This is a genomic window from Plantactinospora sp. BB1, assembly GCF_003030385.1.
Taxonomy (GTDB): domain Bacteria; phylum Actinomycetota; class Actinomycetes; order Mycobacteriales; family Micromonosporaceae; genus Plantactinospora.
Genome location: NZ_CP028159.1, coordinates 8,037,539 through 8,058,843 on the forward strand (window position 1 = coordinate 8,037,539; position 21,305 = coordinate 8,058,843).

At 73.0% G+C, this 21,305-nt stretch carries 15 protein-coding genes and 1 rRNA gene; 8 read left to right on the forward strand and 8 right to left on the reverse strand.

Annotation, left to right across the window (positions count from 1 at the left end):
• Nucleotides 1–115: 115 nt before the first annotated feature.
• Nucleotides 116–3,289, reverse strand: coding sequence for an isoleucine--tRNA ligase (gene ileS, locus C6W10_RS35290; RefSeq protein ID WP_107263318.1), 3,174 nt, complete (start codon nucleotides 3,287–3,289; stop codon nucleotides 116–118).
• Nucleotides 3,290–3,668: 379 nt separating this feature from the next.
• Between ileS and C6W10_RS35295 the strand changes: the two genes are divergently transcribed.
• Complete coding sequence (locus tag C6W10_RS35295; protein ID WP_107263319.1) at nucleotides 3,669–4,472, forward strand: hypothetical protein; 804 nt, start codon at nucleotides 3,669–3,671, stop codon at nucleotides 4,470–4,472.
• Between the two features lie 167 nt (nucleotides 4,473–4,639).
• On the opposite strand, the gene ndk is transcribed toward C6W10_RS35295, so the two are convergent.
• Entirely contained in the window at nucleotides 4,640–5,065 is a 426-nt protein-coding gene (gene ndk, locus C6W10_RS35300) for a nucleoside-diphosphate kinase (protein ID WP_107263320.1), read from the reverse strand.
• Between the two features lie 215 nt (nucleotides 5,066–5,280).
• Between ndk and C6W10_RS39855 the strand changes: the two genes are divergently transcribed.
• Nucleotides 5,281–7,119, forward strand: coding sequence for a VOC family protein (locus C6W10_RS39855; RefSeq protein WP_369937498.1), 1,839 nt, complete (start codon nucleotides 5,281–5,283; stop codon nucleotides 7,117–7,119).
• A gap of 31 nt (nucleotides 7,120–7,150) precedes the next feature.
• Here the strand turns inward: C6W10_RS39855 and C6W10_RS35310 are convergent, their stop codons facing one another.
• The 3 genes from C6W10_RS35310 to C6W10_RS35320 form a co-directional block, all read right to left on the reverse strand.
• A complete protein-coding gene (locus C6W10_RS35310) occupies nucleotides 7,151–7,603 on the reverse strand; it encodes a DUF4233 domain-containing protein (RefSeq protein WP_107263321.1) in 453 nt (150 codons plus the stop codon).
• On the reverse strand, nucleotides 7,600–8,871 hold the full coding sequence (locus C6W10_RS35315) for a folylpolyglutamate synthase/dihydrofolate synthase family protein (protein WP_369938732.1): 1,272 nt from the start codon (nucleotides 8,869–8,871) through the stop codon (nucleotides 7,600–7,602). Before C6W10_RS35315 ends, C6W10_RS35310 begins: the two co-directional genes overlap by 4 nt.
• Before the next feature lie 261 nt (nucleotides 8,872–9,132).
• Nucleotides 9,133–11,775, reverse strand: a complete 2,643-nt coding sequence (locus C6W10_RS35320) for a valine--tRNA ligase (protein WP_107263322.1) — start codon at nucleotides 11,773–11,775, stop codon at nucleotides 9,133–9,135.
• A 68-nt stretch (nucleotides 11,776–11,843) separates the two neighbouring features.
• Here C6W10_RS35320 and C6W10_RS35325 point away from each other — a divergent pair, with 68 nt between their 5' ends.
• Entirely contained in the window at nucleotides 11,844–12,575 is a 732-nt protein-coding gene (locus C6W10_RS35325) for a hypothetical protein (protein WP_107263323.1), read from the forward strand.
• A 152-nt stretch (nucleotides 12,576–12,727) separates the two neighbouring features.
• Here the strand turns inward: C6W10_RS35325 and rrf are convergent.
• Nucleotides 12,728–12,844 (reverse strand): 5S ribosomal RNA (gene rrf, locus C6W10_RS35330).
• Nucleotides 12,845–12,998: 154 nt separating this feature from the next.
• Entirely contained in the window at nucleotides 12,999–13,409 is a 411-nt protein-coding gene (locus C6W10_RS35335; protein WP_107263324.1) for a rhodanese-like domain-containing protein, read from the reverse strand.
• A 48-nt stretch (nucleotides 13,410–13,457) separates the two neighbouring features.
• Here C6W10_RS35335 and C6W10_RS35340 point away from each other — a divergent pair, with 48 nt between their 5' ends.
• From C6W10_RS35340 to C6W10_RS35350, 3 genes are all read left to right on the forward strand, one after another.
• On the forward strand, nucleotides 13,458–14,231 hold the full coding sequence (locus C6W10_RS35340) for a uridine kinase (RefSeq protein WP_107263325.1): 774 nt from the start codon (nucleotides 13,458–13,460) through the stop codon (nucleotides 14,229–14,231).
• Nucleotides 14,232–14,322: 91 nt separating this feature from the next.
• A complete protein-coding gene (locus tag C6W10_RS35345) occupies nucleotides 14,323–15,492 on the forward strand; it encodes a M48 family metallopeptidase (RefSeq protein WP_107263326.1) in 1,170 nt (389 codons plus the stop codon).
• A 139-nt stretch (nucleotides 15,493–15,631) separates the two neighbouring features.
• Complete coding sequence (locus C6W10_RS35350) at nucleotides 15,632–16,993, forward strand: dipeptidase (protein ID WP_107263327.1); 1,362 nt, start codon at nucleotides 15,632–15,634, stop codon at nucleotides 16,991–16,993.
• A 212-nt stretch (nucleotides 16,994–17,205) separates the two neighbouring features.
• Here C6W10_RS35350 and C6W10_RS35355 read toward each other — a convergent pair whose 3' ends face one another.
• Nucleotides 17,206–18,867 (reverse strand): hypothetical protein, encoded by a 1,662-nt coding sequence (locus C6W10_RS35355; RefSeq protein WP_159104876.1) that lies wholly within the window; start codon nucleotides 18,865–18,867, stop codon nucleotides 17,206–17,208.
• A gap of 189 nt (nucleotides 18,868–19,056) precedes the next feature.
• Between C6W10_RS35355 and C6W10_RS35360 the strand changes: the two genes are divergently transcribed.
• Nucleotides 19,057–19,263 carry a hypothetical protein gene (locus tag C6W10_RS35360; protein WP_101367685.1) on the forward strand — a complete coding sequence of 69 codons (207 nt, stop codon included), beginning with the start codon at nucleotides 19,057–19,059 and terminating at the stop codon, nucleotides 19,261–19,263.
• Between the two features lie 78 nt (nucleotides 19,264–19,341).
• Nucleotides 19,342–21,267 carry an ATP-dependent DNA ligase gene (locus C6W10_RS39025; protein WP_107263329.1) on the forward strand — a complete coding sequence of 642 codons (1,926 nt, stop codon included), beginning with the start codon at nucleotides 19,342–19,344 and terminating at the stop codon, nucleotides 21,265–21,267.
• The last annotated feature ends 38 nt before the right edge of the window (nucleotides 21,268–21,305 follow it).

The window sequence follows — 21,305 nt, forward strand, 5'->3', positions numbered from 1 at the left end:
GTAGTGGGGCGCTGTCACGTTAACCGACGGCCGACCGGTCCGCGTAGGTGACCGTCTCGATCACCCACCCGGACCGGTCGGACCGCACCCGGCAACGCTCAGCGCGACGGACCGCTCAGCGGCGGCGTACCGCCACCGTCACCCGGTCGCCCTCGCCGACCTCACCGGCGAAGCCGTCGACCGGGTCGGCGAAGCCGACGGAGTCGGTCTGGTCGGCGAAGCCGATCGAGTCGGCCAGCACCTCCCGGGCCACGAAGTCCCGGTACGCCTCGACCGCCGAGACGACCTCCGCCGGAGCGGCGAGCAGCACCTCGATCCGGTCCGACACGTCCAGCCCGGCGTCGCGGCGGGCCTGCTGCACCACCCGTACGACGTCCCGGGCCAGGCCCTCGGCGGCGAGTTCCGGGGTGACGGCGGTGTCCAGCACCACCACGCCCTCCCCGCCGGGCAGCGGCGCGGAGTGCTCGGCGTCGGCGGGGACCAGCTTCAGCTCGTACTCGCCCGGCTCCAGCCGGACCCCGGCCGCCTCCGGTACCCCGTCCACCAGCGTCCAGTCGCCGGCCTTGACCGCCTTGATCACGGTCTGCACCTGCTTGCCGACCCGGGGGCCGAGCGCCCGGGGCACCACCGTGAGCACCTGCTGGCAGTAGCTGGCCAGCTCGTCGCTGAAGGTGACCGCCTTGACGTTCACCTCGTCGGCGACCAGGTCGGCGAAGGGCCGCAGGGTGGCGGCGGCCGGGCTGGCCACGGTCAGCGACGACAGCGGCAGCCGGACCCGCAGCCCCTTTGCCTTGCGCAGCGAGAGCGCCGCCGAGGCGACCGCCCGGGTGGCGTCCATCGCGGCGACCAGCTCGTGGTCGGCCGGGAACTCGGCGGCCTCCGGCCAGTCGGTCAGGTGCACCGACCGCTCGCCGGTGAGCCCGCGCCAGACCTCCTCGGCGGTCAGCGGGGCCAGCGGGGCCAGCACCCGGCTGACCGTCTCCAGCACCGTGTAGAGGGTGTCGAAGGCGTCCCGGTCACCGGACCAGAACCGGTCCCGGGACCGCCGGACGTACCAGTTGGTCAGCGCGTCGAGGAAGGAGCGGACCGTACCGCAGGCGCCGGAGATGTCGTAGACGTCGAGCTGCCCCTGCACCGCCTCGACCAGCTCCCGGGTCTTGGCCAGCACGTACCGGTCGAGCAGGTGCGTCGAGTCGGTACGCCGGACGGCCTGGTAACCCTCCGCGTTGGCGTAGAGCGAGAAGAAGTACCAGACGTTCCAGTACGGCAGCAGCACCTGGCGTACCGAGTCCCGGATCGTCGTCTCGCTGACCACCACGTCGCCGCCGCGCAGCACCGGCGAGGACATCAGCGTCCAGCGCATCGCGTCCGAGCCGTAGCTGTCGAACATCTCGTAGACGTCCGGATAGTTGCGCAGGCTCTTGGACATCTTGCGCCCGTCCGAGCCGAGCACGATGCCGTGCACCACGGCGTTGCGGAACGCCGGCCGGTCGAAGAGCGCGGTCGCCAGCACGTGCATGGTGTAGAACCAGCCGCGCACCTGCGGGACGTACTCGACGATGAAGTCCCCGGGGTAGTGGTGCTCGAACCACTCGCGGTTCTCGAACGGGTAGTGCACCTGGGCGAACGGCATCGAACCGGACTCGAACCAGCAGTCCAGCACCTCCGGCACCCGGCGCATGGTGGAGCGCCCGGTCGGGTCGTCCGGGTTGGGCCGGGTCAGCTCGTCGATGCCGGGCCGGTGCAGGTCGGTGACCTTGACCCCGAAGTCGGCCTCCAGCTCGGCGAGCGAGCCGTAGACGTCGACCCGTGGATACTGCGGGTCGTCCGACTTCCAGACCGGGATCGGCGAGCCCCAGAACCGGTTCCGGCTGATCGACCAGTCCCGGGCGTTCGCCAGCCACTTGCCGAACGAGCCGTCCCGGACGTGCCCCGGAGTCCAGCTGATCTGCTGGTTCAGCTCCAGCATCCGGTCCTTGACCTTGGTGACGGCCACGAACCAGGAGGAGACCGCCTTGTAGACCAGCGGGGTGTCGCAGCGCCAGCAGTGCGGGTACGCGTGGGTGTAGGTGTCCTGCCGGAGCACCACCCCGCGCTCCTTCAGCTCCCGGATCACCGACTTGTTGACGTCGAAGACCTGCTCGCCCTGGTACGGCGGGACCAGCGCGGTGAACCGGGTGTGGTCGTCCACGGTCACCACGGTCGGGATGCCGGCCGCGTTGCACGCCTTCTGGTCGTCCTCGCCGAAGGCCGGGGCCAGGTGCACCACCCCGGTGCCGTCCTCGGTGGTGACGAACTCCGCGCCGAGCACCTGGTAGGCGTTCGGCCCGCCCCGCTCGACCAGGAAGTCGTAGAGCGGGGTGTAGCGGCGGCCGACCAGGTCCCGGCCGTACACCGTGCCGACCTGGGTGTAACCGTCCAGCTCCTTCGCGTACGCCCCGAGCCGGGCGGCGCCGACGACGTAGCGCTGGCCGTCCCGCTCCAGCACCGCGTACTCGATGTCCGGGCCGACCGCGAGCGCCAGGTTCGACGGCAGCGTCCACGGCGTGGTGGTCCAGACCCCGACCCGGACCGGCCCGCGCAGCGGCTCCGGGGCGGACTCGTCCGGGGTCAGCTCGAACCAGACGGTCAGGGTCGGGTCGTGCCGGTCCCGGTAGACGTCGTCCATCCGGGTCTCGGTGTTCGACAGCGGGGTCTCGCAGCGCCAGCAGTACGCCAGCACGCTGAACCCCTCGTAGACCAGCCCCTTGTCGTGGAGCTGGCGGAACGCCCACATGACGCTCTCCATGTAGCTGAGGTCGAGCGTCTTGTAGTCGTTGCCGAAGTCGACCCACCGGGCCTGCCGGTTGACGTACCGCTCCCAGTCCCGGGTGTAGGCCAGCACCGACGTCCGGCAGGCGTCGTTGAACCGCCCGACACCGAGGTCGAGGATCTCCGCCTTGGTGGTGATGCCGAGCTGCTTCTCCGCCTCCACCTCGGCCGGCAGGCCGTGGCAGTCCCAGCCGAAGCGCCGCTCCACCCGCCGGCCGCGCATCGTCTGGTATCTCGGCACCAGGTCCTTGACGTAGCCGGTCAGCAGGTGGCCGTAGTGCGGCAGGCCGTTGGCGAACGGCGGGCCGTCGTAGAAGACGTATTCGTTGGCGCCGTTCGGGCCGGGGTCGCGGCCCTCGACGCTGGCCTCGAAGGTCTTGTCGGCCACCCAGTGGTCGAGCACGCGCTGCTCGACCGCCGGCAGCTCCGGACTGGCCGGCACGCCCGTGCCGGCGGGGGCGTTCTTCGGGTACGCCATCGCGGGTCGTTCTCCTCGTCGCAGCTCACTGACCGTGGTCTGCGAGGACGAGCCCTGGTACGCCGGAAGCCGGCGCGGCCGTGGGCCCGCGGTACCACCCCGCTTGGCGGTCGGGAATCGACCACCCGCTCGTTGGCCGGCTGTGACGGGCCGGTCCCGTCCGGTTCTACTGGGGTGTTTCCACCTGTTCTTCCGGAGGCTCGCCGGTGATGGCCGGGTCGACGCCTGTGCCCGTCAACGATACTCGACCGTCGCTGCGGCTCCCACCCGATATCCCCGGCCGGGCGCCTGCCGGCGACACCCCGTCCCCCCGCCGTCCGGGCAGCGCCGCCCCGAGCACGGCGGTTACGCTGCCCGGACGGCACGGATCGGGGGACGGATGCGTACGGCACCAGCGCTGGCGGTCGGGACGGCGCTGCTCGCCCTCGTCGCCTGTACCCCGCAGCCCGGTACGGCCCAGCCCAGCCGCCCGGTGCCACCGACTCCACCGCCGGCCTCGACGGCGCCGCCCAGCGTGGCGCCGGGGCCGCCCTACCAGCCCGAGGCGGTGCTCGCCGCCCTGGCGACCACGGTCCGGTCCCGGGGCACCGTGCCGCCGCCGTCGCTTCTCGCCGAGGACGAACTCGCCTCGGTGCAGATCACCCCGTGCCGGTTGTTCACCGCCGAGGCCCGCCCCGGGGAGTCGTTCACGCCGCCACTGCCGATCTTCGCCGGGCTGGTCGAGGTCAACCCGATCGCCTCGTTCACCTCGGTCGAGCGGGCGACCACGATCATGGAGGTCACGGTGACCGGGTTCGCCAGCGCGGCAGCGGCGGAGCGGGTCGCCGACCGGGCCCACTCGGCCCGGTGCACCCCTGGGTTCACCCTGAGCTACACCACCACCGACGCCCGCCGGGCCACCGACGTGATCCGGGTCGGCGCCAGCCGGGCCCGGCTGACCACCGGTACGGCCCTCGGCCCGCACCCCGAGCAGGGCTTCGGCTTCGTACCCGGCGAGGCGCGCCTGCTCCTCGCACACGGCCCGCTGCTGCTCACCGTCGGGGTGCTCAGGCTCTGGCAGGGCAGCACCGGCCCCGAGGTCACCGCGATGGCCCGGCGGACCGCGATCGAGGTCGCCACGGCGGCGCTCAGGGCACTGCCGCTGACCGGCACACCCGCCACCCCGCCGCCACCCCCGTCCTGACCGGGCCGGTCCCGACCGGGCCGGGTCCTGACCAGGCCGACCGCCAGCGCGCCGATCGCCAGCGGGCCGACCGCCAGCAGGCTGATCACCAGCGGGCGGTTCGCCAGCGGGCTGACCGTCAGCGGGGTGCGGCGGACCGTCGCCGGGGCGCCCGGGCCGCCGGCCGGTCAGGTCAACTCGGGGAACCAGAGTGCGATCTCCCGGCGGGCGGTCTCGACCGAGTCGGCCGCGTGCACCAGGTTCTCCCGGGACGAGCAGGCCAGGTCGCCACGGATCGTGCCGGGGACCGCCCGACGCCCGTCGGTCGCGCCGACCAGCCCACGGACCATCCCGACCGCGCCGGAGCCGGAGAGCACCAGCGCGACCAGCGGCCCGGAGGTGATGAACTCCCGCAGCGCCGGATAGTACGGCTGGCCCACGTGTTCGGCGTAGTGCAGGTCGGCGAGCCGGTCGTCCATCCGGCGCAGCGCCATGGCGTCGATGCCGAGGCCCTTGCGCTCGAACCGGCCGAGGATCTCGCTGACCAGCCGGCGCCGTACCGCGTCGGGCTTGATCAACACGAGGGTACGCTCGGCGGAACCGCTGCTGACCACGGAAGACCCCTCGGTACGGCCGGAGAGCTGGGCAGGGGCCAGCGTATGTCGGCGCCCAGCGGCCCCGACGCCGGAGTCGACCCGGACCGGCCGGTCGGCACGTTCGGGCCGGCGTACGACCGGACCGATCGGGCGACGGGGGTCGCGTACCGGCCTCGGGTCGTTCCATTCCCGCCAGATCCGGCCTAGCCTGGCCTTAACCAGGGAGGTCCACTGTGGCAGATGGTCGTCGCCGCCAGGTCGCGCCGGTGCGCAAGCTGGTCGCCGCTGTGCTGGGCACCTTCGCCACCTTCGTCATCCTGTTCGGCTTCGGGATGCGCAGTTGGGCGATCGCCGTACTCGGGGTGGCACTGCTCGCCCTGGCCATCGCGCTCGTCGCGGTCACCGCCGTACGCAGCGGTCCCCGGGCCTGGGTGACCGGCATCGGACACGTACACAGCGTCACCGAGCCGCCCGCCTCGTCGACCTTCGGCCGCTGCGAACTCCAGATCGTGATCGACGCGCCCGGGGTGCCGGGCCGGTCGGTGCGGATCCGCGATCCCCGGGTACCGGTGTCGAAGTGGCCGGATCCCGGCGCCACTCTCCCGATCATGGTGGCGATCGACGACCAGCGGCACGTCCGGATCCTCTGGGACGAGGTGTTGACCCACGCCGAGGCGGCGGCCGGCGGCGACCTGCCGCCGGAGTTCAACGACTTCGACCCGGTCGACGACGACATCCTGATCGGGCAGGAGGCGCCGCCGTGGGCCCGGGGTGGACGGGACGACCCGTACGCCGCCGCACCGCCCGGTGGCCCGCCGGTCGGCGACCCCCTGACCGAGGACGATCTCGCCCCGCTCCGGGACGATCTGGAGCCGCTCCGGGACGACCGGGCAACGCCCCGCGAGGAGCCGGTGGTGATGCGGCAGACCCCCGGCGGAACGATCGTGCTGGAGGGGACCCTGGTCGACCCGCCCTCCACCGCGCCGCTGCCCCGCCGTTCCCGGCCGACCCCGGGCCCGGGCGGCCGGACCCGCCGACCCCGCCCCGGCCCGACTCCGACCCCGACCGCCGCCGGTCCGGCCCCGGCCGCTGCCGGACCCGTCCCCGACGCGCCACCGGCGCCGCACCCGACCGAGCCCGACGTCCCGCCGACGGAGGCCGGTGGCGGTGACACACCCGACGACGGCACCGGGCGGCGGCCCGGGACTCCCCCGATCCCGGGGGCCCGGTCCGGTGGCAGCCCGGGGAGGGCTGCGGCACCGGCCGATCCGGATTGGGAAGCACCCGACCCGGCCCCGGTGACCCCGGAACCCACCAAGACCGACGCCGCCCGCTCGGGCGCCGCCGCGGACGATTCCGGCCCCCGCTTGGCCGGCCCGGCCGACAGCTCGTACGACGAGTCGTACGACGAGTCGTACGACGAGATCGACATCCCACTCGACGACCCCGACCCGGCCCCCGTCCCCGGCCGCGCCTCCGCGGCGGACCGGGACCGCGACCTGGACCACGACCTGGACCACGACCTGGACCGCGATCTGGACCAAGACCGGGACCGCGATCTGGACCAGGAGCCGGATCTCGACCCGCGAGCCGGCGCGGCGTCGTCGTCCGGCGACCAGGTGGCCGACCCGGACGACGAGGCGATCCTGGCGGACCTGATCGCCACCCAGCCGCCGGCTCGGCTCGGCGGGTCCGGGCCGATCGCCGGGGTCGGGATCACCCTGCTGGTCACCGACCTCGAACGGTCGATCGCGTTCTACCGGGACCTGCTCGGCTTCTTCGAGATCGACGGTGGCGAGGGCAACGCCATCCTCGCCTCCGGCGCGACCCGGCTGGTGCTGCGGGCGATCCGTGAGGTGGCGCCGATCAACCGGCGGCTGGTCCACCTCAACCTGGAGGTGAACGACGTGACCGCCGTCTACGAGGAACTCCTCGGCAAGGGCGTGAAGTTCACCTACGCCCCCCGGGCGGTCAACCGGGGCGCCAAACTCGAACTCTGGGCCGCCGCGTTCCGGGACCCGGACGGGCACGGAATCGCGCTCACCCAGTGGCGGAGCCGGGCCACCGGCTGAGCCGTACGCGGTGCGCCGGCCGCCGCCCGGGTCAGCCGAGGATGACCCGCCGGACGTGCAGCACGTACGCCCAGACGGCGGCGAAGATCAGCCCCAGCGCGCCGAGTGACCAGTGCAGGAAGCCGGCGAGCAGCAGCAGCCCCTGTAGGACGGTGGCGGCGTGCCAGGCCCACGGCCGGCGCAGACAGCCCGCCAGTACGGCCGCCAACACCGCGAGCCCGACGACCACCCCGATGGCAGCGCCGCCCAGGTCGCCGCCGAGGAGTCGGATCGGTTGGATCGCGAGCAGCAGCACCAGCGTCTCGACGCTCAGGGTCAGGGCGCCGAGGCCGCGTACCGCCCGCCCCGGGTCCCGCAGCCCGGAGGGCCGACCACCGGGGGTACCCGGCGAGCCGCCGTCGTCGACGCGGCCCGCCGCACCCGTCCGACCGCCGCCGTCGACGGCCCGGTCGGCCGGGTTGACCGCCTCGTCCGGCGCGCTCATCGCTTCAGCAGCCGTCGCGCGTCGGCCACGGTCACCACCGAGCCGGTGACCAGCACACCCACCCCGCTCAGCTCGCCCTGCACGTCGGATTCGGCCAGCGCCACGGCGGCCTCGATCGCGTCCGGCAGTTCCTCGGCCACCTCGACCCGGTCCGGTCCGAAGACCTCCTCGGCCAGTTCGCCGAGTGCCGCCGCCGACATCGCCCGGGGCGAGCTGTTCCGGGTCACCACGATCGCGTCGACCACGGGTTCGAGGAGTTCGAGCAGGCTTGCGGCGTCCTTGTCCTCCAGTACGCCGACCAGCGCGATCAGCCGGCTGAACGCGAACTCCTGCTGGAGTGCGGTGACGGTGGCGGCCATGCCGTGCGGGTTGTGCGCCCCGTCCAGCAGGATCGTCGGGGCGGACCGCACCCGCTCCAGCCGGCCGGGTGAGTCGGCGGTGGCGAAGCCCTGCCGGACGGTCTCGACGTCGAGCTGGCGGGACGCGCCCGCGCCGAGGAACGCCTCGACGGCGGCGAGCGCGATCGCGGCGTTCTGTGCCTGGTGCGCCCCGTGCAGGGGTACGAAGACGTTGTCGTAGACCCCGCCGAGGCCCTGCAAGGACAACACCTGGCCGCCGACCGCCATGCTCCGGCGCAGTACGCCGAACTCGCCGCCCTCCCGGGCGATGGTGGCGCCCACCTCGGCGCAGCGTTCCAGGATCGGCCCGGCGGCCTCCTCCGGCTGGACCGCCGAGATCACCGTGGCGCCCTTGTGGATGATTCCCGACTTGTGCAGCGCGATGTCCTCGATGGTGTCGCCGAGCCACTCGGTGTGGTCGAGCCCGATCGGGGTGATGACGGCGATCCCGGCACCCAGCACGTTGGTGGAGTCCTCCGCCCCACCGAGCCCCACCTCGACCACCGCCACGTCGACCGGGGCGTCGGCGAAGGTGGCGAAGGCGAGCGCCGTGGTCATGTCGAAGTACGTCAGCGGCTCGTCGGCGCGCTCGTCGACCAGCCGGGCCAGCGGCGCCACCTCGCGGTAGACCGAGACGAACCGTTCCTCGCTGATCGGCTCGCCGTCCAGGCTGATCCGCTCCCGCACGGTCTCCAGGTGCGGGCTGGTGTACCGGCCGGTGTGCAGCCCGAACGCCCGGAGCAGCGAGTCGATCATCCGCGCCGTCGACGTCTTGCCGTTGGTGCCGGTCAGGTGGATCGCCGGGTACGCCCGCTGCGGGCTGCCGAGCACGTCGAGCAGTTCCTCGATCCGCCCGAGGTCGAAGACCATCCGGGTGTAGCCGCGATCGGCCAGTTCCGCCTCGACCCGGGCGAACTCGGCCGCCCGCTCCGTACGCTCACTCACCGCGTTCCTCGTCCCCGCACCGTACGCCCCCCGCCCGTTCCGCCGGACCACCACACTCTCGACCGCCGCCACGCTTCCGACCGCCGCCGCACTCCCGACCGCCGCCACGCTCCCGACCGCCGTACCCTGACCACCGCACACCGCCGTCCCGCACCCGCAAACCCTCGATCCGCACCCCGTCGCCGGTCAGCCGAGTGCCGCGAGGGCGGTGGCGATCCGCTCCAGGTCCGCCTCGGCCGCCGCCAGCCTGTCCCTGATCTTGTCGACCACCGGCGCGGGCGCCTTGGCGAGGAAGGCCGGGTTGTCGAGTTTCGCCCGGGCCTGGCTGATCTCCTTCTCCGCCGCGGCCCGGTCCTTGGTCAGCCGGGCCCGCTCGGCGGCGACGTCGATCGAACCCCGGGTGTCCAGTGCCACCGTCACCGCGCCGGAGACGGCGAGCGTGGCGCTGGCGGCGAAGTCCGAACCCGCCTCGTCCAGCCGGACCAGCGAGCGGATCAGCGGCTCGTGCGCGGCGATGCCGGCCCCGGCCAGCCCGTCGAGCCGGGCCGCCACCCGCTGCGCCGGCCGCAGCCCCTGGTCCGAACGGAACCGGCGGATCTCGGTGACCACCCGTTGGAGTTCGGTCACCTCGCGCTCCGCCGCCTCGTCGCGCAGCGTCGGCACCGCCACCGGCCAGGCGGCGGTCATCACCGACGCCCCGGCCGGGTCCGCACCGGCGTTCTCGGTACCGGCCAGCGCGGTCCAGAGCTCGTCGGTGACGAACGGCACCACCGGGTGCAGCAGCCGCAGCAACTGGTCGAGCACGTGTCCGAGTACCCGGCGGGTGACCTCGGCCGGCTCGCCACCGCCGGCCAGCACCGGCTTGGCCAGCTCGACGTACCAGTCGCAGACGTCGTCCCAGGCGAAGTGGTAGAGCACGTCGCAGACCTTGGCGAACTCGTACGCCTCGAACTGCTCGTCCACCTCGGCGGTGACCTGCTGCAACCGGGAGAGGATCCACCGGTCCACGGTCGAGAGCCGGGCCGGCTCGGGCAGTTCGCCGGCCACGTGCGCGCCGTTCATCAGGGCGAACCGGGTGGCGTTCCAGAGCTTGTTGCAGAAGTTGCGGGAGCCCTGGCACCACTCGTCGCTGACCGGCACGTCCTGACCGGGGTTGGCGCCCCGGGCCAGGGTGAACCGGGTGGCGTCGGCGCCGTACCGCTCGATCCAGTCCAGCGGGTCGACCACGTTGCCGAAGGACTTCGACATCTTCTTGCCGTACTGGTCACGCACCATGCCGTGCAGCGCGATCACGTCGAACGGCTGCCGGCCGTCCATCGCGTAGAGGCCGAACATCATCATCCGGGCGACCCAGAAGAAGAGGATGTCGTAGCCGGTCACCAGCACGCTGGTCGGATAGAACTTCGCCAGGTCGGGCGTGGACTCCGGCCAGCCGAGGGTGGAAAACGGCCAGAGCGCGCTGGAGAACCAGGTGTCCAGCACGTCCGTGTCCTGCGTCCAGCCGTCGCCGGTCGGCGGCTCCTCGTCCGGGCCGACGCAGCGCACCTCGCCGTCCGGGCCGTACCAGACCGGGATCCGGTGCCCCCACCAGAGCTGCCGGGAGATGCACCAGTCGTGCATGTTGTCGACCCAGCCGAAGTACCGCTTCGCCATGTCGGCGGGCTCGATCTTGACCCGGCCGTCCCGCACCGCGTCGCCGGCGGCCCGGGCCAGCGGCCCGGTGTTGACGAACCACTGCAACGACAGCCGAGGCTCCACCGTCGTACGGCACCGCGAGCAGTGCCCGACCGCGTGCGTGTACGGCCGCTTCTCGGCGACGATCCGGCCCTGCTCGCGCAGCGCGGCGACGATCGCCGGCCGGGCCTCGAACCGGTCGAGTCCCTCGAACGGGCCGGGCGCGGTGATGACGCCGCGCTCGTCCATCACGGTCAGCGAGGGCAGGTCGTGCCGCTGGCCGATCTCGAAGTCGTTCGGGTCGTGCGCCGGGGTCACCTTGACCATGCCGGTGCCGAAGCTCGGGTCGACGTGCTCGTCACCGACGATCGGGATCCGTCGCCCGGTCAGCGGCAACTCGACCTCGGTCCCGATCAGGTGCCTGTAGCGCTCGTCCTCCGGGTGGACGGCGACGGCGGTGTCGCCGAGCATCGTCTCGGCCCGGGTGGTGGCGACCACCACGTCGTCGCTGTAGCGGATCGAGACGAGTTCGCCGTCGTCGTCGGTGTGCTCGACCTCGATGTCCGACAGGGCGGTAAGGCAGCGCGGGCACCAGTTGATGATGCGCTCCGCGCGGTAGATCAGGCCGTCGTCGTAGAGCTTCTTGAAGATCGTCTGTACCGCCCGGGACAGCCCCTCGTCCATGGTGAAGCGCTCGCGGTCCCAGTCGACGGAGTCGCCGAGCCGGCGCATCTGGCCGAGGATCTTGCCACCCGACTCGGCCTTCCACTGCCAGACCCGCTCGACGAACTTCTCTCGGCCGAGGTCGTGCCGGGAGAGCCCCTCGCTGGCGAGCTGGCGCTCGACGAGGTTCTGGGTGGCGATGCCGGCGTGGTCCATGCCGGGCAGCCAGAGCGCCTCGTAGCCCTGCATCCGGCGGCGCCGGGTGAGCGCGTCCATCAGGGTGTGCTCGAAGGCGTGGCCCATGTGCAGCGAGCCGGTGACGTTCGGCGGCGGGATGACGATGGTGAACGGGGGCTTGTCGCTCTCGGCCGAGGCCCGGAAACGCCCGGCCGCTACCCACTCCTCGTAGCGCCGACCTTCTACCTCGCCCGGCTGGTACTGGGCGGAAAGGGTCGGGGCCGCGGCGCGGTTCGCATCCAGAGTCTCGGTCACCCTCGAAGTCTACGAGCCTGGGCGCCGGGCCCGTCGTGCGCCACCTCCCGTCGCGTACGGTGGCGGCTATGTCCGATGCTCCCCGCTCCGAACGGCCTGCCACGACCGATTCCGGTGCCATCGAGATCACCTCGGAACCGATCGTGCTGCACCAGAGGACCGGCCGGGAAGCCGAGGCGGTCGACGTCACTCCGGCACCCGACGGCGAGCCTGGTGCCGCCGGCCCGGCCGGCAAGCCGTCGTCACGCCGCCGGAAGATCGTCCTCGGCTCGGTACTCGCGGTCACCGTCGCCGGAGCCGCCGTCTTCGGCACCGTGGGCTGGCGCATCATGCAGCAGAAGGACGCCACCCTCGCCACGCCGGTCGAGGTCGCCGGGCTCACCCGGGACGAGAGCGAGGGCGCCCGGGCGACCATCGAGTACCTCCGGACCGCCGTCAACGCCGAAATCAACTTCGCCGAGAGCTTCGGTGCCGTCTACGCCGACCCGGCGGGCCCGGACCGCAGCGTCCTGCTCTTCGGCGGTACGACCCTGGTCTGGCAGCCCGAACGGGACCTCGATCGCCTCTTCGACCTGGCCTCGGAGGAGGACAGCGAGGTCTCGGGCGTTCGGGAGGTGGACGCCGGTCCGCTCGGCGGGGTGATGAAGTGCGGTACCGCCCCGATCCGGGACGGCGAGCTGGTCTTCTGCGGCTGGGCCGACCACGGCAGCATCGCGATGGGCATGTTCGCCGGTCGTCCGCTGGACGAGTCCGCCACGCTGCTACGGGAGATCCGAAACGCCGTACAGAGCCGAGACTGATCGGCAGGCGGAGCGCGAGTCAGGCGCGGGCACCGGGTTGAGCGCCGCGTGCGCTGAGCGCGGGCGCGTCGTCAGACCCGTCCCGGGCCGACACAGGTCAGGTAAAACACGAGTGGCGCCACCCATGCGGGTGGCGCCACTTCGTAGAAGATGTCCGGCGGCGTCTTACTCTCCCACACCCTCCCGAGTGCAGTACCATCAGCGCTGGAAGGCTTAGCTTCCGGGTTCGGAATGTAACCGGGCGTTTCCCCTCCGCCATAACCGCCGTAACCCTTTAGTGTTGCTTGGGAGAGGAGTGGAACTGTGTTGTGAGGGTCGCGGTGTTTTGTTTTGGTCAGAGGGGTATAAGAGACAGACGGGAGGCTCCGGGGCTGCCGGGCGACGGTGGTGGGAGGCTCAGGGCTGTCGCGTCGAGGGCAGGGATCACCTCCGCACGTCGGCCGGGCCGTCGGCACGGGGGAGTCCGGCCCGCCGCCACGCCTCGAAGCCGCCGATCAGGTCAGTCGCCCGCCACAAACCGACGCCGCGGAGGCTGGCCGCCGCCAGGCTGGAGCTGTAACCCTGCCGGCAGACCACCACGACTTCGAGGTCGTAACCGACCGCCTCCGGGATCCGCGACCCGCTCGCCGGATCGAGTCGCCACTCCAGTACGGTCCGGTCGATCACCAGTGCGCCCGGCAGTTCGCCCTGCTCCGCCCGCTGCTGATCGGTACGGGTGTCCACCAGCAGCGCCCCGCGCCGTCCGGCCGCGAGCGTCTCCAGCGGCGTCAACCGGCGTACCCCGACACGGGAGCGAGCCAGCAGTGCGGCCACCCCCCGATCCTGATCCGACACCGGATCAGTGTCTCCCGGCCCAGGTCAGCCCGGAGTAGGGTCGGCCGGATGTCACCCGTGGTCGAGGCGTACGCCGAGTTGGCGGCGCGGATCCTGCGCCGGCCGGCCCGGCTGGGACCGACCCGGCTGGTCGCCGTCGACGGGCCGAGCGGAGCCGGCAAGACGGTCTTCGCCAGCCGGCTGGCGGCCGCGCTCGACGCCGCTCCGGCACTCGACGACACCCTCCGATCCGCCGACGGACCCTCCACCAATCCGGCCGACGGACGGAACCCGCCGCCCGATGGACGGAACCCGCCGCCCGACGGACGGAACCCGCCGGCTGACGGGCCGAAGACGCCGGTCGACGGGCCGAAGACGCCGGCCGACGGACCGAAGACGCCGGTGGTGCACACCGACGACCTGCTCGACGGCTGGGCGGACCAGTTCACCTTCTGGCCCCGGCTGGAGGAGTGGATACTCGCCCCGCTGCGGGCCGGCCGCCCGGCACGGTACCGCCGCTACGACTGGACCCGTGGCCGCTTCGGGCCGGACTGGACGGTGGTGCCGCCCGCCCCGGTGGTGATCGTCGAAGGAGTCTCCAGCGCCCGTGCGGTGATCGCCGCCGAACTCAGCCTCGCCGTCTTCGTGACCGCACCGGCGCGGCTGTGCCGGGACCGTACCCTGGCCCGGGACGGCGCCGCGCTGGCACCTCGACTCACGGTCTGGCGTCGCGGTGAGCGGGCGCACTTCGCCGCGGACCGTACCGCCGAACGGGCCGACCTGGTGGTGGATGGCGCCGCCGGCCCTGCGCTGGAGGCCGCCGCCTTCGTCCGCGTCCGGTGACGGACTGACCCTGGTCCGCTTATGGACGTATCCGGGTCGCTGCGGCACGATCGGCAGGAGAGGCCGACGCAGCGGCGGGCGGGGGGACACCATGACGACCGACGGCACGAGTCCCACTCCGGCCCGACGGAGGTTGACACTCAGCGGGATCAGCTCCCGCGCCTGGGAGCATCCGGCCGACCGTGGCGCGCTGACCGCGCTGCGCGAGCTGCGCGGCTTCGACGACGTGGTCAAGGCGTTCTTCGGGATGTGGAACGAGCGCGGCTTCCGGCTCTCCTATCTGGCCGCCGCGATCCGGGTCGACCACCGGCAGTATCCCCGGGTCTACCGGCTCTACGCCGAGGCGGGCGCGGCGCTGGACGTGGCCGAGCTGCCGGAACTCTTCGTGACCCAGTCGCCGTGGCTGACCGGTGAGGCGATCGGGCTCGACCGGCCGTTCATCGTGATCAGTTCGGCCGCGGTCAACCAGCTCGACGACGACGAGCTTCGTTTCCTGCTCGGCCACGAGCTGGGCCACGTGGGCAGCGGACACGCCGTCTACAAGACCATTCTGACCATTCTGACCCGATGGGCGGCCAACCTGAGCTGGCTGCCGGTCGGCGCGCTCGCACTCCGGGCGATCATCGCCGCGATGCTGGAGTGGTGGCGCAAGGCGGAACTCTCCGGCGACCGGGCCGGGCTGCTCGCCGGCCAGGACCCGGCGGCCGCGCTGCGGGTGCTGATGAAGATGGCCGGCGGCGGGGACCTGAGCCAGATCGACACCGCCGCCTTCCTTGAGCAGGCATCAGAGTACGACGGCGGCGGCGACCTCCGGGACAGCCTGCACAAGATCCGGATGACCGCCTGGAGTACCCACCCCGTGCCGGTGGCCCGGGCGGCGGACCTGCGCAGGTGGGTCGACTCCGGCGAGTACGCCCGGCTGCTCGGTGGCGACTATCCGCGCCGGGAGGACGACGACCTGACCTCGGTCTCCGCCGAGATCAAGGCTGCGGCGGAGTCGTACCGGGAGGCTTTCGGGCGCTCCCAGGACCCGCTGGTCGGTCTGCTGCGCCGGCTCGGCGACGGCGCCAGTGACCTCGGCGAGTGGGCCGGCGGCAGCGCGGGCCGGGCCCGCTCCTGGGTGAACGCGGCGGGCGAGGCCGCCGCCCGGGCCGCCGGGCGTACCCGCCGGGGCGGCAAGCCGGACCCGGCCGGCACCGCCGGTCCGGGCAGCGGGGCCGACGACGACGGGCCGGAACCGCGCGACGAGGAAACCCGGTAGCAGCCGCCCGCCGGCCACCACCCTCGGCGGATGGCGAGCGTCCCCGAGAGTCGGATCGGCGAGGTCGGCGGCGATCGGACGGGCAGGCCCGGGGGACTCCGACGACCGGCCCCGGCCGGCGGCGCATACGATCTTTGCCATGACCACGACTATCCGCACCGAGTCCGAACTGCGTGCCGCGATCGAGCGCGAGCTGCCCGGGGTACGGGCCGACCTGGAGCGGCTGGTCCGGATCCCCGGCATCGCCTTCGACGGCTTCGACCACTCCCAGGTCGAACGGTCCGCCGAGGCGGTCGCCGAACTGCTCCGCGGCTGCTCCCTCGACGTGCGGGTGGTCCGGTCCGGCGGCCAGCCGGCGGTGATCGGCCGACGTCCCGCCCCACCCGGCGCACCGACCGTGATGCTGTACGCGCACCACGACGTGCAGCCCGTCGGCGACCTGAGCCTGTGGCAGAGCGACCCGTTCGAGCCGGTGGAACGGGACGGCCGGCTCTACGGACGGGGCGCCGCCGACGACAAGGCCGGCGTGCTGGCCCACGTCGCCGCGTTGCGGGCCTTCGGCGACGCGCTCCCGGTCGGCGTGGTGCTCTTCGTCGAGGGCGAGGAGGAGTACGGCTCCGACTCGCTGGAACGGCTCCTCGTCGAGCACCGGGACGAGATCGCCGCCGACGTGATCGTGATTGCCGACTCCGGCAACTGGGACATCGGCGTACCGGCGCTGACGACCTCGCTGCGCGGCATCGTCAACTGCTTCGTGGAGGTCCGTACCCTCTCCCAGGCGGTGCACAGCGGCATGTTCGGCGGCGCGGTACCGGACGCGCTGACCACGCTCTGCCAGCTCCTCGCCACCCTGCACGACCCGGCCGGCGACGTGGCGGTGGAGGGGCTGGTCAGCACCCCGGGGGCCAGCGTCGACTATCCGGAGGAGCGGCTGCGTACCGAGGCCGGAATGCTCGACGGCGTCTCGTTCATCGGCACCGGGCGGCTGACCGACCGGTTCTGGAACAAGCCGGCGATCTCGGTGATCGGGCTGGACGCACCGCCGACCGCCGAGGCGCCGAACGCGCTGGTTCCGTCGGCGAAGGCGAAGCTGAGCGTCCGGCTGGCCCCGGGCGACCAGGCCGCGAAGGCGTACGCCGCGCTGACCGAGCACCTGCGCCGGCACACCCCGTACGGGGCGAGCGTCACCGTGACGCTGGAACACGACGGCGAGCCGTGCGTGATCGACGCCTCCGGCCCGATGTACGACGCCGCCCGGGCCGCCTTCCGGACCGCCTGGGACGGCGTCGAGCCGGTGGACATGGGTGTGGGCGGTTCCATCCCGTTCATCGAGACGTTCCGCCGGATGTTCCCGGACGCCGCGATTCTGGTGACCGGGGTCGAGGACCCGTACGCGCGGGCCCACGGGCCGAACGAGAGCCTGCACCTGGGCGAGTTCGCCCGGGTCTGTCTGGCCGAGGCGCTGCTGCTGGCCAAGGTCGCCGAGGCCGCCGCCGCCTGACCGGCCGCAAGACCGCCGTATGACCGACGCCGGGGCCTCCTGAGCTGCCCCGGGAGTTGGCCCTCCTGAGCTGGCCCGGGAGTCGGGGCCTCCTGAGCTGGCCCGGGAGTCAGGGCCTCCTGAGCTGGCCCGGGGGTCGGGACCGGATCGCCGGTCACGACCCCCGGAGCACGCCCGCCTCGACGGTGCCTGCCGCCGGGCCTCCCTGCCGGCTACTCGGCGGACGGAGGTGCCGCCGGCCGGCGCCGCCGGCCGAGTAGCAGCAGTACCGCACCGAGGAGCAGGGCGCCGGCCCCGACGGCGGCGATGGGGCCGGTCCGGACACCGGTGATCGGGAGTCCGTCGTCATCGTCCGCGCCGCCACCGCCGCCCGGCTGGTTGATCACGAGCTGTGCGCTGTTGCTCTTCGGGCCGGTCTCCGTGGAGGGGCCCAGACCACGGATAGTGATCTTGCCGTTCGTACCCGGTGTCGACGTGATTTTCACCCGTACGACCGAGGAGACCACGCCCTCGCCGGAGGCGGTCGCCAGCCACCGGCTGTCGGTACCGCAGTCGACCTCGGTCGCTTCGGCGATCTGCTCACCCTGCTCGTCGCGGAACGTGCACCACTGGCTGGGCAGCAGCACGGTGCCGCTCGGCGCGACGATCCGCCAGGCGGCGCCGCCGTCCGACGGCCCGTGGTTGGTGATCGTGTACGGCACCTCCACGGTGTCACCGACCGAACCGGTGACCTCGGTTGCCCGTACCTCCAGATCCTGGCTGTTGGGTTTGGTCCAGATGCTGAACTGGTCGACGTTGGGCTCCGCCCCGGCGGCCGCCGGGGACGGCGCGGTGCTGCCGGTCGTGGCCCGCCCCGGCGTGGTCCGCGTGATCCGGTCGCGTTGCCCGCTTCCGGCCCGCTGCTCCGCCCTGGTCCGCAGCTCGGCGACCCTGTCGGCCAGCGACGGTCCGGCCGGCGCTTCCGCCCGGCGCTGGGCCTCGGGGAGCGGCTGGTCCAGCTCGCCGACCTCGAACCGCCCGGTCTGCTCGGCGGGCCCCGGCAGGTTCTTGCCGAAGACGACGTTGAACGCCGCGTCGCCGGAGACCGGGTCGGAGAAGGCGACCCCGGAACCGGGTTCCAGGATCAGGTGCATCTGGCAGGTCACCCGCTGCGGGCCGTAGACGTAACCCGTGGGCGGCTCGCCGGGCAGATCGTCCTCGTAGACGCAGTCTCCGTAGCGCTCGACGAAGGTCGCCCCGAGTGGGAGGGTGATCGTCAGGGCGAAGCCGGGCAGCGTCCGGGTGCCGAAGTTGAAGACGGTCGTGTGCAGCGGGCGCCGGTCACCGCCGCCGACCCGCTGCGCCTCGGAACCGATGTCATCCACCTCGGCCACCAGGCCCGAGCCGGTGGCCCGGATCGTCACCGGAAGCTCGTACGTCGCCGAGACCGCGCCGTCGGGACCCTGGCCCGTGACGCTGACCCGGACCACCCCCGCCGGACCCGGCCGGGCGTTCGGACCACTGCGCAGCATGAACGGCTGGACCACCCGCTCCTGGCCGGCCGCCAGTTCGCCGTGTCGGCAGTCCGCCGCCTTGCGGGACTGGTAGCAGTCCTCGGGGCCGGCCGGGACCACGAAAATGACGTCGTCGGTGGTGGGCTGGGCGTCGTAGACCGCACCGACGTCGGTGGCCGGTGCGTCCCCGGTGTTGCGCAGCCGGAAGCCGATGGTGGTGCCGGCGGCGTCGATCGTCGCGTCGACGGCGCTGGTGATCTGCAACTGTGGCTGTGCGGCGGCGTGCGCCGGGCTGGGTGCGGCGGTGAGGGCGAGCGTCGCGAGCACTGCGGCGGCAGCCGCGCCGAGCCGGCTGCCTGGGCGGAGGATGGCGTTCGTCATGACTCTCCGGGGGGTCTCGCCGGAGCCCGGGTCCGGGAACGGACCGCGTCTGGCTGGAGGGGAGTGTGGACAGAGGACGGATGGATGTCCGTACCCGAAAGATAGCCCACTCGTCTCACGAACGGAGGTTCGCGGGAAGAAAGCGGAGAAAGCGCCCGGCGGGATCGCCGAGGCGGTAAGATTTAGAACATGAGTACGAACGAGGCCATCGCGCGGCTCGACGCCGCGGTCAGTGCGCTGCGGGACGTCGACGTCTCCGCGTGGTCCGAGGATGCGCTCCGGGACCAGCTCGGCGAGCTTTCCACCGTTCTCTGTGCGCTCGATGCCGCCCTCGCCCGGGTGGCCGACAGCGTGCGCGCCCGGGGGCTACGCATCGAGGAACCTGCCCCGGTCTGAGCGTCCCCGCCCAGCTCAGCCGGGGGATGAAGACGGGCCGGCCGAAAAGATGTCGGCGGTGGCTGCCAGGATGGAGCCGTGCGCTTCGTTGACCTGGCAGCCACCTCCGCCGCTGTCGCCGCCACCTCCGGGCGGCGGGCCAAGGTCGAGCTGCTCGCCGAGGCGCTGCGAAACCTCGCCCCGGAGGAACTCGTCGCCGGCTCCGGCTATCTGGCCGGAGAGCTGCGCCAGCGGCAGACCGGGGTCGGTTACGCCAGCCTCCGCGAGCTGCCGCCGGCGGCCGAGCAGCCGACCCTGACGGTGGCCGGAGTCGACGCGGCGATAGCCGAGCTGGCCGAGGTGCGTGGGCCGGGCTCGCAGCAGCGCCGCCGCGAGCTGTTGGCCGCCCTCTTCGGCGCCGCCACCGTCGAGGAGCGGCGGCTGTTGCTCGGCCTGTTCAGCGGGGAACTGCGGCAGGGCGCCCAGGCCGGGCTGCTGGCCGAGGCGATCGCGCGGGCGGCCGAGGTGCCGCTGCCGGCGGTCCGCCGGGCCCTGCTGCTCGCCGGTGACCTGAAGACGGTCGCGGCGGCGGCGCTCACCGGCGGCTCGGGTGCGCTGACCGGGTTCGCGTTGCAGGTCGGCCGGCCCCTCGCACCGATGCTGGCGCAGAGCGCGGCCTCGGTCGAGGAGGCGCTGACCGCTGTCGGGCTGCCGGCGGTGGTCGACGTGAAGCTCGACGGCATCCGCATCCAGGTGCACCGCTCCGGCGACGACATCGCGGTCTTCACCCGCAGCCTCGACGAGATCACCACCCGGGTTCCCGAGGTGGTGGCGGCGGTCCGGTCCCTGCCCGCCCGCGAGCTGGTGTTGGACGGTGAGGCGATCGCACTCGACGCCTCCGGCCGGCCACGACCGTTCCAGGAGACCGCGAGCCGGGCGGCCACCAGGGGAGCCCGCCGAGCGGTACGGGACGAGGCCGCCCGCACCCCGGGAGCGGCGGGAACTGGTGACGGCGCGTCGGGCGAGGCGGGAGCGATCGACGGCGCCTTGGGCGCGACGGAAGCTGCCGGCGACGCCTCAGGTGAGGCGGGAGCGATCGGCGACGCCTCGGGCGAGGCGGGAGCCGGCGGCGGCGCGGCGGGCGGGACGGAGGCTGGCGGCGTCGCGGGCGGCGCCCGGAGCTTCGGGGCAGCGCCGGTCGCGCCGTCGACGGCCGGCTCGGCGCGGGAGGTCGGGCCGGTGGACATCTCCGAAGTGCCCCGGATCGGCAGCTCCGGGACGGCACCGGCCGAGATCCCCGCCCCGGAGCGTCCGATGGCCGTCGCTCCGGCAGTGGCCGCGGCGGCCAACACCAGCGGTGGGGTCGTGCTGACGCCGTACTTCTTCGACATCCTGCACCTGGACGGCGTCGACCTGCTCGACGCGCCCGGACACGAGCGCTGGGCCGCGCTGGCCCGTACCGTCTCCCCGGCGCAGCTCGTCGAGCGGATCACCGTCGACACGGTCGAGCAGGCGTCGACGGCGTTCGCCGCCGCCGTCGACGCGGGACACGAGGGCATCGTGGTCAAGGCGCCCGACGCGGCGTACGACGCGGGGCGGCGGGGTGCCGCCTGGGTCAAGGTGAAGCCGAGGCACACCCTCGACCTCGTCGTGCTCGCCGTCGAGTGGGGCAGTGGCCGGCGCAAGGGCTGGCTGTCGAACCTCCATCTCGGTGCCCGCGATCCCGAGACCGGCGGCTTCGTGATGCTCGGCAAGACCTTCAAGGGGCTGACCGACGAGTTGCTGCGCTGGCAGACCGAGCGGTTCCAGGAGTTGGCGGTGGAGCGTGGCGACTGGGTGGTCCGGGTACGACCCGAACAGGTGGTGGAGATCGCCTTCGACGGCGTGCAGAGCAGTCCGCGCTATCCGGGTGGCGTGGCGCTGCGCTTCGCCCGGGTGCTGCGCTACCGCGACGACAAGAGCGCGGCGGAGGCGGACACCATCGACACCGTACGCGCCATTCACGCAGGTCGCCGCCCGGACTGACCGCCGTCGCGGTACCACCGGCAACTGGTCAGCGGTTG

Bases quoted from the DNA above. Each gene is read 5' to 3' on its own strand.
- ileS (WP_107263318.1), bottom strand. From the start codon at position 3,289: ATGGCGTACCCGAAGAACGCCCCCGCCGGCACGGGCGTGCCGGCCAGT.
- C6W10_RS35295 (WP_107263319.1), top strand. From the start codon at position 3,669: ATGCGTACGGCACCAGCGCTGGCGGTCGGGACGGCGCTGCTCGCCCTC.
- C6W10_RS35310 (WP_107263321.1), bottom strand. From the start codon at position 7,603: ATGAGCGCGCCGGACGAGGCGGTCAACCCGGCCGACCGGGCCGTCGAC.
- C6W10_RS35315 (WP_369938732.1), bottom strand. From the start codon at position 8,871: ATGGTCTTCGACCTCGGGCGGATCGAGGAACTGCTCGACGTGCTCGGC.
- C6W10_RS35325 (WP_107263323.1), top strand. From the start codon at position 11,844: ATGTCCGATGCTCCCCGCTCCGAACGGCCTGCCACGACCGATTCCGGT.
- C6W10_RS35340 (WP_107263325.1), top strand. From the start codon at position 13,458: ATGTCACCCGTGGTCGAGGCGTACGCCGAGTTGGCGGCGCGGATCCTG.
- C6W10_RS35345 (WP_107263326.1), top strand. From the start codon at position 14,323: ATGACGACCGACGGCACGAGTCCCACTCCGGCCCGACGGAGGTTGACA.
- C6W10_RS35350 (WP_107263327.1), top strand. From the start codon at position 15,632: ATGACCACGACTATCCGCACCGAGTCCGAACTGCGTGCCGCGATCGAG.
- C6W10_RS35355 (WP_159104876.1), bottom strand. From the start codon at position 18,867: ATGACGAACGCCATCCTCCGCCCAGGCAGCCGGCTCGGCGCGGCTGCC.
- C6W10_RS35360 (WP_101367685.1), top strand. From the start codon at position 19,057: ATGAGTACGAACGAGGCCATCGCGCGGCTCGACGCCGCGGTCAGTGCG.